We start from the raw sequence: 14,550 nt of genomic DNA on the forward strand, positions 1-14,550 counted from the left end.
GAGCTGGAGCGTGGCGTGATGGCGAACCAGGCAGCGCCCGGTACGTGCGCCTATCAGCATATCGTGCGCGCCCAAGGTATCAGCCTGTCCTACGGCAAGATACGGGCACTTTCCGGCATCGATCTCGCCATTGGGCGGAACGAGATCGTCGGCCTGATCGGTGATAACGGCGCGGGTAAGTCGACGCTCATCAAGGTACTGACTGGTGTCGTGCGGCCGAGCACGGGCAAGCTGTTCATCCGGGACGAGGAGGTCGACTGGAGCCGCTTTTCGGTGCGCGAGGCGCACCGACTGCGCTTCGAGACGGTCTATCAGGAAAAATCGCTGGGCGAGAAGCAGCCGCTGTGGCGTAATTTTTTTGTCGGCCGGCAGATCACCAACCGGTTCGGCTTCATCAAGGTTGCCGAACAGCGGCGCATTGCCAACGATATTTTGAAGCGCCAGCTCGGCTTCCGCGGCGTGGGGATCGACGCGGATTCGCTGATTGCGAAACTCTCCGGTGGCGAGCGCCAGGGCATCGCGATCGGACGGGCAATGTATTTCGACAGCGATCTGATCATTCTCGATGAACCAACGGTTGCGCTTGCCATCAGCGAGGTGCGTAAGGTTCTCGACTTCGTACGGTCGATCAAGGCGTCCGGCCGCGCCTGCATCTACATCGAACATAACCTCGCCCATGTGCACGAGCTCGCCGATCGGCTCGTCGTGCTCGATCGTGGCCGGGTCGTCGCGGATATGAAATCGGGTGAGATGAGCCTCGAGGAACTCACCCGGTTCTTGATTTCGCTACAGCAGAGCGGGCACGGGCCGGCGCTGGCTGCGGGGAAAGGACGTGAGTGATCCGATAAAAGACGAACAGCCGGCCCGGCTAGTGGGTTTTCGCCTGCCGGGTTTTGCACGCATCGAGGGAATCCCGAGCCTGGTCGTGTTCGTGTTGGTGGTCGGCCTGTTCATGGCAACCGCACCGCGCGTCTTTTTAGGCTGGCCAATCTACTTCTCCTTCCTGACCACCGTGCCACCGCTGGCGGTGTTGGCGATCGGGCTCACTCTGGTGGTTGCGGCGGGGGAAATTGATCTGTCCTTCCCCTCCGTGATGGCATTCTCGGGCTTTCTGTTCGCCTGGTGCGTGAACACCACGGGATCCGCCTGGCTAGCCGTGATCGCGGCATTGGCGGGCGGCGCGCTGGTCGGCGTGGTGAACGGGGTGCTGGTCGCGGTGGTCGGTGTGCCTTCGATCATCGTGACAATCGGCACGCAGTTCCTCTGGGCTGGTGTTGCTTCGATCCTGTCCGGCGGGCTCTCCAATGCGCTCCAGGAGCTCGCCAACGGTTCAGCCTATGCAGTATTCGCGGGCACGTTGTTCGGTGTGATCCCGATGCAGGCGCTCTGGGCGCTCGGGCTCGCAGTGTTCATGTGGTTCATCCTCAATCGTCACCGATTTGGCGAGCACCTGCTGTTCATCGGAGACAACCGAAACGTGGCGAAGGTCGTGGGCATCAATGTCGTGCGTGAGACGGTGAAATTGTTCACGCTGATGGGTGTGCTGGCCGGCTTCGCCACGGTGCTGCTCACGCTCGAGAATCTGAACTATTTTTCAACCCAGGGGCAAGGCTATCTGCTGCCGGCGCTGGCCGGCGTGTTCATCGGCGGAACCTCGGTGTTCGGTGGCACGGCGACGATCGTGGGTACCTTCTTCGGCACTTTCGTGATAGGCATGCTGGAGGCCGGAATCGTTGCGACAGGTATCGCCGGCTTCTGGGTACAGGCGATCGAAGGGGTGGTGTTCATCGTCGCTGTGACGCTGCATCTGTTGGTAGAGAATCCCGCCAGGCTGCGCGTGTTGCGCGAAAGGTTCAGGCTTGGGGGGCGATAAAGCCGTTAAATCAGGAGCAAGGAGCAGAAATGATCAAGATCATGACGGGATCCCTCCTGGGGGCGAGTATTCTCGCGTTTGGCCTCGCGCAGACGGCCGGTGCCACTGAGCCGACCACGACGGGGCCGCTCGGCGCCGGTATGACAATGTATATGCAGATGGGCGGAAACCCTGGCGACGGCGCGACGCTGCCACGTCAGACCGGGGCTGCGGACGCGGGGCATGCCTTAGGCATCAAGGTGATCGAGCAGTTCTCGGCCTGGAGCCCAGAGACAATGCTTGCGCAGTTTCGCCAGGCGATGGCGGCGCATCCGACGTGCATCGGCATCATGGGCCATCCGGGCGATCCAGCCTTCGCGCCACTGATCAAGCAGGCGGTAGACCAGGGCATCATCGTTACCGTCGGCAACACGCCGCTACCCGAGAACCAGAAACTGTACGACGCGAAGGGCTTCGGCTACGCCGGCGTCGAACTCTACGTCGGCGGGCAGATCACCGCGCAGGCAATGCTCAACGCTGGGATCAAGAAGGGCGACGAGGCGCTGGAATACGGTGTGTTCAACGAGAGTGTGCGCAGTCAGTCTGACCGTGGTCTTGCCGAAACGCTGGAGAAAGCCGGCGTAAAGGTGACCAGGCTCAATATTTCACCTCAGGTGGATTCCGATTCATCGCTCGCCGTGCCGATCCTGGTCGCCTTTATCCAGGCGCACCCGAATCTGAGGGCGATTGGGACTCAGCACGGCGGTGTAACCGGGTTCATTCCGCAGGCGCTCCAGCAAGCCGGCAAGAAGCCGGGGCAAATCATCATTGGCGGCATCGATCTGGCACCGGCCACGATTTCGGGGCTGCAGAGCAAATACATCACCGCGACGCTCGACCAGCAACTTTATCTGCAAGGCTTCCTGCCGGTCACGCAATGCGTGCTCTCCGCTGCTTATCATTTCGCGGGACTGACCATCAACACCGGCGCAGGTGTCCAAACACCTGCGACGATCGACTCGCTCATCCCGTTGATCAAACGCGGAATCCGCTAAGGTCGGAATCCGCCCGCCGCAAATAATCTAGCGACCGGTTCGAGGGCTGGCGTTACTCAACCGCACGGATCAGGGTTGGCGTTTGCCGCGGCCACCAGCGGGTTTGCCAGCCGGCTTACGTGAACCCGCAGCTGGCTTGCTGGCGGGTTTGCTGCGTGGCTTTTGCACGCTGAATGGGCTACCGCTGGACAAGCTTGTGCCTTTACCCGCGGCCACAGCGCGTTGCGCTGCAGGCTTGCGTTTGTTTTCGCCACTTTGCGGGCGCGGTTTTTTGCTGAGCACCTGCATGGCGCCCGGCGCAGCTTGCGGCACTTTGGGCTTCTTAGGCTTTTTGGGTTTCTTGATGATCTGGCCCGTCGCGCTAGTTTGCGGCACGCGGTGTTCGGCTTCAAAACCGGGCTCTTCTTCACGGGGCAGCGTTTGCCGGATCAGCGCTTCAATCGCGGCCAGTTGCGGGGCTTCATCGGCGCACACAAGGGACACCGCCACGCCGCTGGCGCCCGCTCGGCCGGTACGGCCAATACGGTGCACGTAGTCTTGCGCCACGATCGGCAGATCAACGTTGATCACCAGCGGCAGATCGTCGATATCCAGCCCGCGCGCAGCCACATCGGTGGCTACCAGCATATGTACTTCGCCCGTCTTGAAGCGCTCCAGCGCACGCAGGCGCGCGGGTTGCGGTTTGTCACCGTGGATTGTGTCAACCGCATAGCCCGCTTCATCCAGCATGGCCGCCAGGTAGTCCACGCCATTGCGGGTTTTGACGAACACCAGCGCGTGCTTCCAGTCGTACTCAGCCACAAGGTGCATGAAGAGGTCGGGCTTGTTCTTTTTATCCACCGGCACCACCCACTGCTTGATCTTGCTGGCCGTGGCATTGGGCGGGCTGACGCTGATATTGACCGGGCCGCGCAGAATGCCCGCCGCCATGGCGCGGATATCATCGGTAAACGTGGCAGAGAACAGCAGGGTCTGGCGCTGGGCGGGCAAGGCAGCAAAGACGGCGTTGAGTTCGCGCGCAAAGCCCAGATCCAGCATGCGGTCGGCTTCATCCAGCACCAGCGTTTGTACCTGATCAAACTGCACTGCGTTCTGGCGATGGAGATCTAGCAAACGGCCCGGCGTGGCGACGAGCACATCCACGCCTTTGCGCAACTTCATCATCTGCGGGTTGATACTCACACCGCCGTAGGCGGCCAGAAATCGTAAGTCGAGGCCTTTGCCGTAATCGATAAAGCTTTGCAGCACTTGTTCGGCCAGTTCACGCGTGGGCACCAGCACCAGGACAAGCGCGCGGTTGCTGGACACCGCCGGGCCGTGTTGCACCAGCCGTTGCAACAGCGGCAGCGCAAAACCCGCCGTTTTGCCAGTGCCGGTCTGTGCCGCAGCCATGACGTCCTTGCCACTGAGCACAGCAGGAATCGCCTTGGCCTGCACCGGCGTAGGTGTCTGGTAATTGAGGTCCTGCACATTACGCAGCAAGGGATCGATCAGGCCAAGCGAGGCAAAAGACATTGGCGTATTCCGGGCTAAAGCCGCAATTCTAGCGGTTACCGCCTGAACCGTCGGACTCTGGATGGTCCCTGCAGATCCCGCCGGAATGATATATGATGGTCGTCATGAAAAATCCACCCATCACCCGGAAGCCAGCCAGCCGCAAGGAAATCACGCATGAGCGCATCGTCGAGGTCGCCGCACGAGCGATTCGGCGCAGCGGCTACGACGGCACGGGCGTGGCTGACATCATGAAGGAGGCAGGTCTGACGCATGGCGGCTTCTATGCCCATTTCCCGTCGCGCGAGGTGCTGCTTGCCGAAGCCGCTGACCGCGCCGGAGCTGAATCCGTGGCGCTGTCGGAGCGTATCGCCGCGTCCGTGCCGCCGGAACAGGCGTTGCCGGCGATGACGCGCGCCTATCTGTCGAAGGAGCATTGCGAGAGCATCGAGACAGGTTGCCCGATCTCTGCCCTCGGCTCGGAGATGCCGCGCCAGGCGCCGGCCGTACGGCGCGCGGCCACCCGCCGCATCAAGGAGATGATCGATGTCGTTGCGCGCCAGTTGCCCGATTGGGGTCAGCCAGGCGCGCACGAACAGGCGCTTTTGATGGTCGCCACAATGGTTGGCACGATGGTGATGGCGCGTGCCGTCGACGACCCCAAACTATCGGAGAGTTTTCTTGAAGCGGCATTGAAAAAGCTCGCACCGACTGATGCGTAAATACGCCGGCCCTGTGCCGGTTTTCATTGGACCGTAAATATGACAGTCATCATATTTGAGTGAAACGAATGCTCAGCCAATCACGCAAAGACATCTTGGGAAGAACATCATGCAAACCAAAATAGCGCTCGTGACGGGCGCCTCGTCAGGAATCGGCGAAGCCACGGCAAAGCGGCTTGCGAAGGCCGGATACAAGGTCTACGGCACCAGTCGGCGCGGCCAACGAGCCGGCCAACAGTCGTTCGACATGCTGCCGCTCGATGTGACCAGCGATGCATCCGTTGCAGCCGCCGTCAGCGAAGTACTGCGCCTGCAGGGCCGCATCGACCTGCTGGTGAACAATGCCGGTTTCGGCGTCGCCCCTGCCGCCGCGGAAGAGAGCTCGATCGACCAGGCACGCACGATCTTCGATACGAACTTCTTCGGGATCATCCGCATGACGCGTGCAGTCGTACCTCATATGCGGCGACAACGCAGCGGCCGCATCATCAACATCGGTTCCGTGCTCGGTTTTCTGCCAATGCCCTATATGGCGCTGTATTCCGCCACCAAGCACGCGGTGGAAGGTTATTCGGAGTCGCTCGACCATGAGTTGCGTACGCTGGGCATCCGCGTATCGGTCATTGAACCTGCCTACATCAAGACGCCTTTCGACGCGAACTTCATCGCGCCCGACGCCCCTCTCGACGAATACCGCGAGGTGCGCTCGGCCGTGGACAAGCGAGTGAAGGAAGTGGTCGAGGGCGCGGACGGTCCCGAGGTCGTGGCCGAAACCGTACTGCAGGCCGCCATCGCGGCTCGTCCGAAACTCCGCTATACCGCTGGCGGACTCGCCGCCCGTCTGCGATTGCTGCGCAGATTTGCGCCCGCTGGACTGGTGGACCCCGGTATCCGCAAAGATCTGCGGCTGGCAACGTAGACGACGTGACTGTCTCCTCCCTGTTCAAAGGCTCTGCATCCGTGCTATTGCCAGCGAAACAACCAGACTTAACGAGCAACTGACAAGGAACCATGATGCAAGCATTCGTCGTCGATCGTTATGGACGCAAGAATGGCTTACGATCCGGCGATATGCCGGTTCCAGAGCCGCGCGAGGACGACGTATTGATCCAGATCCACGCCGCGGGCGTGAACCCGCTCGATGCCAAAATCAGAGACGGAGAGTTCAAGCTCATTTTGCCCTATCGTTTGCCGCTGATTTTGGGCAACGATCTGGCAGGGGTTGTCGTGCGCGTCGGATCGCGCGTGCGGCGATTCAAGCCCGGCGACGAGGTCTACGCGCGCCCGCACAAGGATCGTATCGGCACTTTCGCGGAATTCATTGCGGTCAAAGAGGATGGCGTGGCCCTCAAGCCGGCAGCACTCACGATGGAGGAAGCGGCTTCAATCCCGCTGGTTGGATTGACCGCCTGGCAGGCGCTGATCGAAAAAGGGCAATTGAAGAAAGGGCAGAAAGTGCTGATACATGCCGGCTCGGGCGGTGTCGGCAGCTTCGCCATTCAACTGGCGAAGCATGTGGGCGCGACCGTCGCGACAACAGCGAGCGCGCGGAATATCGAACTGGTGAAGCAACTCGGTGCGGATATCGTCATCGATTACAGGAAAGACGACTTTGCGACCATCCTGAAGGACTACGACCTGGTACTGGATACGCAAGGCGGCAATGCGCTCGAGAAGTCGCTGCGTGTGCTCAAGGCCGGCGGCAAGCTCATCGGGATCGCCGGTCCGCCTGATGCCGAATTTGCGAAAGAGATCGGTGCGTCGTGGTTCCTGAAAACGGTGATGCGCTTTCTGAGTTATCGCATCAGGAAGGCCGCGAAACGTCATGACGTCAGCTATACATTTCTCTTTATGCGGGCCAGCGGAGAACAGCTCAGCCGGATTGCCGCACTGATCGACGCGCGAGCGATACGACCCGTCATCGATCGGGTATTTCCGTTCGAGTCGACCCAGGAGGCTTTGGCTTATGTCGAAACCGGACGTACAAAGGGTAAGGTTGTCATCAAGATCCGATAGTCAGCGTGAAGCAGGGCAAATGGCAAAAGAGGCGCGATCGACAAGATCGCGCCTCTTTTTTCAGCGGACCCCGATCGCCATCACGTCAATCGATCGCCCTACCCGCGGTCTCTCGCATGAACGGCAACGGCAGCAACGACAGGACGCTGCAACCGATCAGATACCACGCCGGCGCGAGATTGCTGCCCGAAATCTGGATCAGCCAGGTCGCGAAAAACTGCGCGAAACCGCCGAAGATCGACACGCCGAGGCAGTACACGATCGACATGCCGGTCGCGCGGATCGCGCGCGGAAACAGCTCGGGCAGCATCACGATATTGGGCACCGCGGTGAACGTGACGAGCAGCGCGAGGCCCGCGACCACCGCAAGCAGCACCGGCACCGTCGGCGACGCGTTAATCGTCATGAAGGCCGGGTAGACGGCGAGAATCAGCAGCACGCGCGATACCCACAGCACGCGCTTGCGGCCGACCCGATCCGACAGCGCGCCCGCGAACGGCGAGCAGATCACCGTGACCACTGCGCCGGTCCACGCGGCCCACAGCGCGGTCGCCATCGGCAGATGCAGGATGCGGATCGCGTACGTCGACAGGTAGAACAGCACGATGTAGTTCGCCGCGGTGCCGCCGATCGTCGTCAGCACGCCGGTCGTGATCGAGCGCGCGTGGTCGCGGAACAGGTCGCGCACAGGTAGCGACGGAACTTGCGCAGCGGGCTTCGCAACGGTATCCGAAACAGCCTGCGCAACAGCGCCGCCAGACGCTGCCGTGCCATCTTCAACACCCGGCAGCGTCTCATCGAGATGCCGCCGGATATAGATGCCGACCGGCCCCATCGCCATACCGATCACGAACGGCACGCGCCAGCCCCAGCTTTCGAGCGCGGCCGGCGACAGCGTCGCGGCCAGGGCAACGCCGAGCAGCGAGCCCACCACCGTGTTCATCCCCTGGCTCACGAACTGCCAGCTGCCGTAGAAGCCGCGCGTGCGATCGCTGCCGTATTCGAGCAGCAGCGCCGTCGATGCGCCCACCTCGCCGCCCAGTGCGAAACCCTGGATCAGCCGCGCGAGAATCACGAGCAGCGGCGCCGCGACGCCGATCGCCGCATAGGTCGGCGCGAACGCGATGATCGCGGAACCGAGCGTCATCAGCCACAGCGTCAGGCTCATCGCGGCCTTGCGTCCGGCGCGGTCCGCGTAGCCCCCCAGCACGATGCCGCCCACCGGCCGCATGATGAAGCCGACGCCGAACGTGCCGACCGCGAGCATCAGCTGCACGAGCTGACCTTCGACCGGGAAATACAGCTTGCCGATGATCGTCGCGAAGAAGCTGTAAATCGTGAAGTCGAAAAACTCGAGGCCGTTGCCGAGCGTGATCGCGGCGATCGCCTTCGCATGGCCGACGCGCTTTTTAGGTTCATCGGCGAGGCGCTGCGCATCGAGCGCATCGAGCGCATCGAGCGCATCGAGCCCATTGGCGCTCGCGGGCCGCGGTGTCGCGGAATAGTCCATCTGTGTCTCCGTCATTATCTTGTGGCCGCTACGGCAAGACGCTCGCGCGCCGCCGCCGCGTCAAACGAGGAACGTCTGCGCGAGCTTGACCCAGTAGGCCGCGCCGGTCGCGAGGCAAGCGTCGTTGAAGTCGTAGCCGGGGTTGTGGACCATGCAGCCGCCCTCGCCGTCGCCATTGCCGATGATCAGATAGCTGCCCGCGCAGCGTTCGAGCAGGAACGCGAAGTCCTCGCTGCCGGTCAGCGGTTGCATGTCGTGAATCAGCCCGTCGACGCCCAGCCAGTCGAGCGCGACCTGGCGCGCGAGCGCGGTCATGGCCGCATCGTTGACGAGCACCGGGTAGCGGCGCTGATAGTCGACCTCGGCACGCGCGCCGAACACGGCCGCCTGCCCGGTCGCGACCTCGGTGATGCGCTGCTGCAGATGGTCACGCACCTCGGGCCGCAGCGCGCGCACCGACAGGCGCATCTCGGCGGTTTCGGGGATCACGTTCGGCGCTTCGCCCGCGTGAATCGCGCCGACCGTGATGATCGACATATCGAGCGGCGCGATGTTGCGCGACACGATCGACTGCAGCGCGAGCACGATCTGCGCGCACACGACGACCGGATCGACCGCCTTGTGCGGCACCGCGCCATGGCCGCCGCGGCCGATCACCTTGATGATCACCGTATCCGACGACGCCATGAACGACCCCGGCATGAAACCCAGCTTGGCCGTAGGAAAGCCCGGCATGTTGTGCATCGCGAACACGGCGTCGCAGGGAAACTGTTCGAACAGGCCGTCGTCGAGCATTTTCTTGGCGCCGGCGAGCCCTTCCTCGGCCGGCTGGAAGATCAGATTCAGCGTGCCGTCGAAGCCTTTTTCGCGCGCCAGATGCCTGGCGGCGGCGAGCAGCATCGCCGTATGGCCGTCGTGACCGCATGCATGCATCTTGCCGGGCAGCTTGCTCGCGTACGGCAGGCCAGTGGTTTCCTGAATCGGCAGCGCGTCCATGTCAGCGCGCAGGCCGAGCCGGCGGGTGCCGTGGCCGAGCTTCAGTTGCCCGACGACGCCGGTCTGCCCCAAGCCGCGATGGACGCTGTAGCCCCACTCCCGCAGGCGGTCGGCGACCAGCTCGCCGGTTGCGAACTCCTCGTAGGCCAGCTCCGGATGCGCGTGGATGCTGCGTCGCAGCGCGATCATTTCCTGTTCGACTTCGGCGATGCCCGCCGGAATGACCATTGTGTTCATGCCGTCTCCTGTCGATCGGACCTGGCGCTTCAGCGCTTAGTCCGATCCCATGCAACTGGTTGCGCCCCTGTCAGCGTGAACTCAGCATAGCGGCGCCGATATTCGGGCGGCAGGCGTAGAATCGTTGCGGTGCCAACTCTTGGTTGCCCCCGTCACGCCTCTCATTCGAATGAAACTGCATCAGCTCAATACCTTGGCGGCGATTGCCGATACCGGAAGTATCCGGGCGGCCGCCCGCTCGCTGGGGCTTTCCCCGGCCGCCGTGACCAAGGCGATGCGCGAGCTCGAAGCCGATCTGCACGCGCCGCTCGTCGTGCGCAGCGCGAGCGGTGTCGCGTTCACCGAGTTCGGGCGCGCGCTCGTCGTGCATGCGCGGCTCGTGCTCGGCCAGTTGCAGCGCGCGCAAGCCGAGATCGAGGCGTTGCGCGGAGCCGCCGCCGGCAAGCTGTCGATCGGCGTCACGCCGTGGGTCGCGCTGACTTTTCTGCCGCCCGCCGTGCGGCGCTTTCGCGAGCGGATGCCGGAGGTGCAACTGGAATTTTTCGAAGGCCTGCTCGCGGTCGTGCAGCCGCGTCTGCGCGACGGCAGCCTCGATTTTTCGATCGGCCGGCCGCCGCCCGCGTCGCCGCAGTCGGAGTTTCAGAACGCGCCGCTCTTTTCGACGCACGCGGCGGTGGTCGCGCGGCGCGACCATCCGAAGGCCGGTTGCCGCACGTTGCTCGACCTTCAAGACGCGGAATGGATACTGAACTGGGACCCGGCGAGCCGCGAGTCGATGTCGACCAATCTGTTCGTCAAGCGCGGCATGCCGGTGCCGCACACGATCGTGCTCGCGCATTCGCTCGCGATCGTGCTGGGCCTGCTCGCGCACACGGATATGGTCAGCATCTTTCCGTGGCCGCTCGTCGAGGTGATACGCGCGAAGGAAAAGCTGTGGGCGCTGCCGCTGCGTGAAACGCTGGACGAAACCATCATCAGCATCACGTCGCGGCGTGGCGCGCCCACGAGCCCGGCGGCCGCGTGCTTTCTCGACTGCCTGCGCGAGACGATCGACGAAGGCGCGCGCTCGCAGGACCCGGAACAGCGCCGCCTGTTTCATTCGATCGAACTGTTGCTGTAACGGCTGGCGCGGTTTTTCATGCGGCCCGCCGCGTAGTCAATCGAGAAACTCGCCCGCCCGCTTTCTGAGCATCGCGCTGAAATCGTCGAGCCAGCCGATCGACAGACGCCAGCTCTGCCAGTACAGATCGACGTCGACATGCTTGCCCGGCGCGATCTCGACCAGTTCGCCGCGCTGCAGATGCCCGGCGATCATGCGCTCGGGACACATGCCCCAGCCGAGGCTCATCACGCACGCGCGCAAAAACCCGGCGACGTGCGGAATCCAGTGCAGCGGCGGATCGAGCTCCGCGCGGGTAATGCGCCGCATGAAGCGCTTTTGCAGCTGATCCTTCGGATTGAAGTCGACGCACGGCGTGCGCCGCAGGCTGTCGCGCGTGACGCCGTCGGCGAAATAGCGCGCGAAAAACGCCGGCGAGCACACCGCCAGGTATCGCATGCGGCCGAGGCGTGTCGAGCGACAGCCCTGCACCGGTTCGGCCTGCGTCGTGATCGCGCCCTGCACGCTGCCGTCGCGAATGCGCTGCGCGGTGTAGTCCTGGTCGTCGATCACGAGGTCGAGCAGCATCTCGCGTTCGACGCAGAACGGCGCGACCGCGTCGATGAACCAGGTGCCGACGCTGTCGTCGTTGACCGCGACGCGCAGTGCCGGCCACTGCTCGACGAGCGCGCCGGGCAGTGCCGGCAGGCGGCCTTTCAGCTCCGCTTCGAGCAGTTGCACGCGTTCGGTATGGCGGCATAGCAGCGCGCCCGAGGTGGTCGCGACGCACGGCTGCCCACGCTTCACGAGCACGCTGCCGACCCGCTCCTCGAGCAGCTTGACCCGCTGCGACACCGCGGACGGCGTGATATTGAGCTCGCTCGCGGCACGGTCGAACGAGCCGTGGCGGACCACGGCGGCCAGCGCGTCGAGCAAGGCGTAGTCGAGCATTAGCGTTCCTTAATCGGCATTAAGCAAATTAGCTTCTCTTATGAGATGCCAACCCGCAGACTAGCGCTGTTGGATTTTCCCGTCTATCCCCGCTGCTTTCCTTTTTCCGGACCACTTATGAACTGGTTGTCTTTTTCCCATGGCGCGGCGCTGTGCGCGTCGCTGATCGTTACGATCGGCGCGCAGAACGCGTTCGTGCTGCGGCAGGGCATCATGCGCTCGCATGTCGGCAAGATCGTGCTGTTGTGTACGTTGTCCGATTTCATTCTGATCGGCGCGGGCGTCGGCGGCGCCGCGGTGCTGATGGAGCGTTTCCCGCGCTTCGTGCACGCGATGCTCTATGTTGGGCTCGCGTATCTCGCCTGGTTCGGCATCAGCGCGCTGCGCCGCGCGGTGCGGCCCGGACACGCGGTGCTCGATGGCTCGGCCGGCGCGTCCCGCGATCAGGCGCCGCCTGCGCAACGCGCGCTGCCAATCATCCTGATGACGCTTGCGTTCACGTGGCTCAATCCGCACGTCTATCTGGACACGTTTCTGTTGATCGGCACGGCCGGCGCGCGTGAACCGGAAGGCGCACGGGTCGCCTTCGCGCTCGGCGCGATGACGGTCAGCGCGGTGTGGTTCGTTGCGCTCGGCTATGGCGCTCGCATGCTCGCGCCGCTGTTTCGCCGCGCAACTGCGTGGCGCGTGCTGGATGGCGCGATCGGCAGCATGGTGTTGCTGCTCGCGTTCACGCAATTGCGTTGAGCGTTCGACGCGAGCCTTATTTCAGCGCCGATTCTTGCGGCTCGCCTCGCGCGGCGGGTGCATCGGCGTCGTCGCGCGGCACGAGGTTCATCAGCCGCGCAAGCACCGGCCACTTCAGCAGCGACTGCTGGTAAGCCTCCTTCGCCTGGGCATCGAAATAGCGCGCCGTCTCGACCTCCGGCAGACGCAGCGCGAGGCCGCTGATGTCGTCGACGGGCCAGCCGCCGCGCGCGGCGTTTGTCGAGGCGTTCGTCATTTGCCGTCCACCCACACGCCGTCCGGCGTCTTCACCACATAGCCGGATGCGGTCTTCATCGTCACCGTCCCCTCGTTTTCGCCGACCATCTGCGTTTGCGGCAGATTCGTCGCGTACTGCGACAAGCTCACGCCCGGCTTGAACGGGCTGTTCGACACGAGGTTCGACAGCAGCTGCGCCACCGCGAGGAAGCTCGACGGATTGTCGATCACCGTGGTTGGCCCATGACTGCCCGGGAAACCAACGACGCGCACGCCGACCGGCCCATGCACGATGCGCGGCGTCGGAATCTCGCGCAGACCCGCGACCTGGTTCGCGTCGCCGCGCAGCGCCGCGCCGTGCTCGGGCACGAACACGATCACCGCGCGCCGCCCCGACGACGCGATCAGATCGGCGAAGCGGTCGAAGTCGCTCATCAGCTTGTTCACCCGCAGCGGATACGAATCGATACTCGACAGGCTGCTGTTCGGCAACCGGTTGCCGTCGTGCAGGCTGATCGTGTTGTAGTACAGCGCGACCGGGCCCGCGATGCTCGCGCGCTGCGCATACCAGGCCGCGAGCGTCTCGTAGTCGTCGCGGACCGGCGAGCCGTCGAACGCATGCATCGCGACCGGCACGCTCGTGTTCGGAATCAGCGGTACGTTCGGTGCGCCGGCGTTGTCGTGGACCAGTTCCAGGAAATTGTCGAAGTGACCGTCGTGGTTCAGCATCGTCTGCGGGGTGTAGCCGGCCTGCGCGAGATCGGCGAGCAGATAGCACTGCGGCGGCGCGTTCTTGTACAGGTCCGCGTGCGCCTGCTGGCCGCAGCTCGCGCGCAGCACACGAATCGCGGCCGGCCCGCTATAGCTCGCCGCGGTGCTGAAGTTCGTGAACAGATAGTCGAAGTGCGAGAGCAGCGGATGATTGCGCGCCTTCGCGACATCGAGGTCGTCCCACGACAACGAGCAGATGTGCAGCACGATCACGTCGAACTGCGCGTTCGGATCGGCGGCCAGATGACCGAAGCTGACCTGCCGCTGCGACTCCTGCGAGCGGAACGCGGCAAGCGTCGCGTTATGGTCGAGCGGCTGCGCGGCGAGCGCGTTGTTCGCTCCACTCGCGCCGGCATTCGCCGTTGCGTTCGCCGCTGCACCGCGCAGTTGCGCGAGCACCAACCCGCCCTCGTGCCACAGCGGAATCGCGACCAGCGCGATCAGCACGAAGGTCGCGACGCGCACCCAGCGATTCACGATCAGATAGCCGACGAGCGCGCCCAGCGCCGCGAGCAGCAGCATCGGCGGCACGAAGCGCTGCGCAAGTTCGAGCCAGTAGCCGAAGCTGAACGTCGTCAGATTGCCGAACTCCTCGGTCAGACGCGAGAACGGCGGCACGTTCGCCTCGTGGTACATCAGCGGCACGCCGAGCGCGAGGCCGACCAGATTGCGCACGATGCGCAGCGCGCGCCGGCGCAGCGTCGAGCTCACGACGAGCGCGAGCGCGAAGCCGAGATTCGCGAGCCATAGCGGCTGCAAATGGCCGCCCGCGAATAGATACAGCTTGAGGATGAAGTACAGGTTCCACAGAGTCATGAACGGGTTCTCTCATTGGCCTGCGCACGAGACGATGCGCGCAGGCG

14 protein-coding genes are annotated in these 14,550 nt (G+C 63.7%); 8 read left to right on the forward strand and 6 right to left on the reverse strand.

The features are described 5' to 3' along the window. The first annotated feature begins 18 nt into the window (after positions 1-18). Genes OKW44_RS21200 through OKW44_RS21210 form a run of 3 tightly spaced genes read left to right on the forward strand, consistent with a single transcriptional unit; the run spans position 19 to position 2,907 of the window. The gene (locus OKW44_RS21200) at positions 19-840 is read left to right on the forward strand and encodes an ATP-binding cassette domain-containing protein (protein ID WP_018418571.1); all 822 of its coding nucleotides are present in this window, start codon (positions 19-21) and stop codon (positions 838-840) included. After that, positions 833-1,873 carry an ABC transporter permease gene (locus tag OKW44_RS21205; RefSeq protein ID WP_239499001.1) on the forward strand — a complete coding sequence of 347 codons (1,041 nt, stop codon included), beginning with the start codon at positions 833-835 and terminating at the stop codon, positions 1,871-1,873. The genes OKW44_RS21200 and OKW44_RS21205 overlap by 8 nt, the downstream gene beginning before the upstream one ends. Positions 1,874-1,902: 29 nt before the next feature. Continuing rightward, a complete protein-coding gene (locus tag OKW44_RS21210; protein WP_018418573.1) occupies positions 1,903-2,907 on the forward strand; it encodes a substrate-binding domain-containing protein in 1,005 nt (334 codons plus the stop codon). A 69-nt stretch (positions 2,908-2,976) separates the two neighbouring features. Here the strand turns inward: OKW44_RS21210 and OKW44_RS21215 are convergent, their stop codons facing one another. Continuing rightward, a complete protein-coding gene (locus OKW44_RS21215) occupies positions 2,977-4,422 on the reverse strand; it encodes a DEAD/DEAH box helicase (protein ID WP_018418574.1) in 1,446 nt (481 codons plus the stop codon). Positions 4,423-4,514: 92 nt separating this feature from the next. On the opposite strand from OKW44_RS21215, the gene OKW44_RS21220 reads away from it, so the two are divergent. The 3 genes from OKW44_RS21220 (at position 4,515) to OKW44_RS21230 (ending at position 7,139) form a co-directional block, all read left to right on the forward strand. Next, positions 4,515-5,123: a TetR/AcrR family transcriptional regulator gene (locus tag OKW44_RS21220; RefSeq protein WP_018418575.1), complete on the forward strand. Its 609-nt coding sequence runs from the start codon at positions 4,515-4,517 to the stop codon at positions 5,121-5,123. A gap of 109 nt (positions 5,124-5,232) precedes the next feature. Next, complete coding sequence (locus OKW44_RS21225; protein ID WP_018418576.1) at positions 5,233-6,042, forward strand: oxidoreductase; 810 nt, start codon at positions 5,233-5,235, stop codon at positions 6,040-6,042. Between the two features lie 95 nt (positions 6,043-6,137). Further along, positions 6,138-7,139 carry an NADP-dependent oxidoreductase gene (locus OKW44_RS21230; protein ID WP_018418577.1) on the forward strand — a complete coding sequence of 334 codons (1,002 nt, stop codon included), beginning with the start codon at positions 6,138-6,140 and terminating at the stop codon, positions 7,137-7,139. An 85-nt stretch (positions 7,140-7,224) separates the two neighbouring features. Here OKW44_RS21230 and OKW44_RS21235 read toward each other — a convergent pair whose 3' ends face one another. Together OKW44_RS21235 and OKW44_RS21240 are read right to left on the reverse strand one after the other, a co-directional pair. Next, positions 7,225-8,649: an MFS transporter gene (locus OKW44_RS21235; RefSeq protein WP_018418578.1), complete on the reverse strand. Its 1,425-nt coding sequence runs from the start codon at positions 8,647-8,649 to the stop codon at positions 7,225-7,227. 60 nt (positions 8,650-8,709) lie between these two features. Continuing rightward, on the reverse strand, positions 8,710-9,882 hold the full coding sequence (locus OKW44_RS21240; protein ID WP_018418579.1) for a M20 aminoacylase family protein: 1,173 nt from the start codon (positions 9,880-9,882) through the stop codon (positions 8,710-8,712). A 169-nt stretch (positions 9,883-10,051) separates the two neighbouring features. Between OKW44_RS21240 and OKW44_RS21245 the strand changes: the two genes are divergently transcribed. Continuing rightward, positions 10,052-11,002: a LysR substrate-binding domain-containing protein gene (locus OKW44_RS21245; protein ID WP_018418580.1), complete on the forward strand. Its 951-nt coding sequence runs from the start codon at positions 10,052-10,054 to the stop codon at positions 11,000-11,002. A gap of 36 nt (positions 11,003-11,038) precedes the next feature. On the opposite strand, the gene OKW44_RS21250 is transcribed toward OKW44_RS21245, so the two are convergent. Next, the gene (locus tag OKW44_RS21250) at positions 11,039-11,932 is read right to left on the reverse strand and encodes a LysR family transcriptional regulator ArgP (RefSeq protein WP_018418581.1); all 894 of its coding nucleotides are present in this window, start codon (positions 11,930-11,932) and stop codon (positions 11,039-11,041) included. Between the two features lie 117 nt (positions 11,933-12,049). On the opposite strand from OKW44_RS21250, the gene OKW44_RS21255 reads away from it, so the two are divergent. Beyond that, positions 12,050-12,679, forward strand: a complete 630-nt coding sequence (locus OKW44_RS21255) for a LysE/ArgO family amino acid transporter (RefSeq protein ID WP_018418582.1) — start codon at positions 12,050-12,052, stop codon at positions 12,677-12,679. 16 nt (positions 12,680-12,695) lie between these two features. On the opposite strand, the gene OKW44_RS21260 is transcribed toward OKW44_RS21255, so the two are convergent. Further along, positions 12,696-12,935 carry a hypothetical protein gene (locus OKW44_RS21260; protein WP_018418583.1) on the reverse strand — a complete coding sequence of 80 codons (240 nt, stop codon included), beginning with the start codon at positions 12,933-12,935 and terminating at the stop codon, positions 12,696-12,698. Then, the gene (gene bcsG, locus OKW44_RS21265; protein ID WP_018418584.1) at positions 12,932-14,503 is read right to left on the reverse strand and encodes a cellulose biosynthesis protein BcsG; all 1,572 of its coding nucleotides are present in this window, start codon (positions 14,501-14,503) and stop codon (positions 12,932-12,934) included. Before bcsG ends, OKW44_RS21260 begins: the two co-directional genes overlap by 4 nt. Positions 14,504-14,550 lie beyond the last annotated feature (47 nt).

The sequence above is a fragment of the Paraburkholderia lebeckiae genome (assembly GCF_050436325.1).
Taxonomy (GTDB): domain Bacteria; phylum Pseudomonadota; class Gammaproteobacteria; order Burkholderiales; family Burkholderiaceae; genus Paraburkholderia; species Paraburkholderia tuberum.

What these genes read in the sequence shown, in the direction of transcription:
- OKW44_RS21245 (WP_018418580.1), top strand. Translation starts at nt 10,052, where the DNA reads ATGAAACTGCATCAGCTCAATACCTTGGCGGCGATTGCCGATACCGGA.
- OKW44_RS21235 (WP_018418578.1), bottom strand. Translation starts at nt 8,649, where the DNA reads ATGGACTATTCCGCGACACCGCGGCCCGCGAGCGCCAATGGGCTCGAT.
- OKW44_RS21240 (WP_018418579.1), bottom strand. Translation starts at nt 9,882, where the DNA reads ATGAACACAATGGTCATTCCGGCGGGCATCGCCGAAGTCGAACAGGAA.
- OKW44_RS21255 (WP_018418582.1), top strand. Translation starts at nt 12,050, where the DNA reads ATGAACTGGTTGTCTTTTTCCCATGGCGCGGCGCTGTGCGCGTCGCTG.
- OKW44_RS21225 (WP_018418576.1), top strand. Translation starts at nt 5,233, where the DNA reads ATGCAAACCAAAATAGCGCTCGTGACGGGCGCCTCGTCAGGAATCGGC.
- OKW44_RS21220 (WP_018418575.1), top strand. Translation starts at nt 4,515, where the DNA reads ATGATGGTCGTCATGAAAAATCCACCCATCACCCGGAAGCCAGCCAGC.
- OKW44_RS21210 (WP_018418573.1), top strand. Translation starts at nt 1,903, where the DNA reads ATGATCAAGATCATGACGGGATCCCTCCTGGGGGCGAGTATTCTCGCG.
- OKW44_RS21250 (WP_018418581.1), bottom strand. Translation starts at nt 11,932, where the DNA reads ATGCTCGACTACGCCTTGCTCGACGCGCTGGCCGCCGTGGTCCGCCAC.
- bcsG (WP_018418584.1), bottom strand. Translation starts at nt 14,503, where the DNA reads ATGACTCTGTGGAACCTGTACTTCATCCTCAAGCTGTATCTATTCGCG.
- OKW44_RS21260 (WP_018418583.1), bottom strand. Translation starts at nt 12,935, where the DNA reads ATGACGAACGCCTCGACAAACGCCGCGCGCGGCGGCTGGCCCGTCGAC.
- OKW44_RS21200 (WP_018418571.1), top strand. Translation starts at nt 19, where the DNA reads ATGGCGAACCAGGCAGCGCCCGGTACGTGCGCCTATCAGCATATCGTG.
- OKW44_RS21215 (WP_018418574.1), bottom strand. Translation starts at nt 4,422, where the DNA reads ATGTCTTTTGCCTCGCTTGGCCTGATCGATCCCTTGCTGCGTAATGTG.
- OKW44_RS21230 (WP_018418577.1), top strand. Translation starts at nt 6,138, where the DNA reads ATGCAAGCATTCGTCGTCGATCGTTATGGACGCAAGAATGGCTTACGA.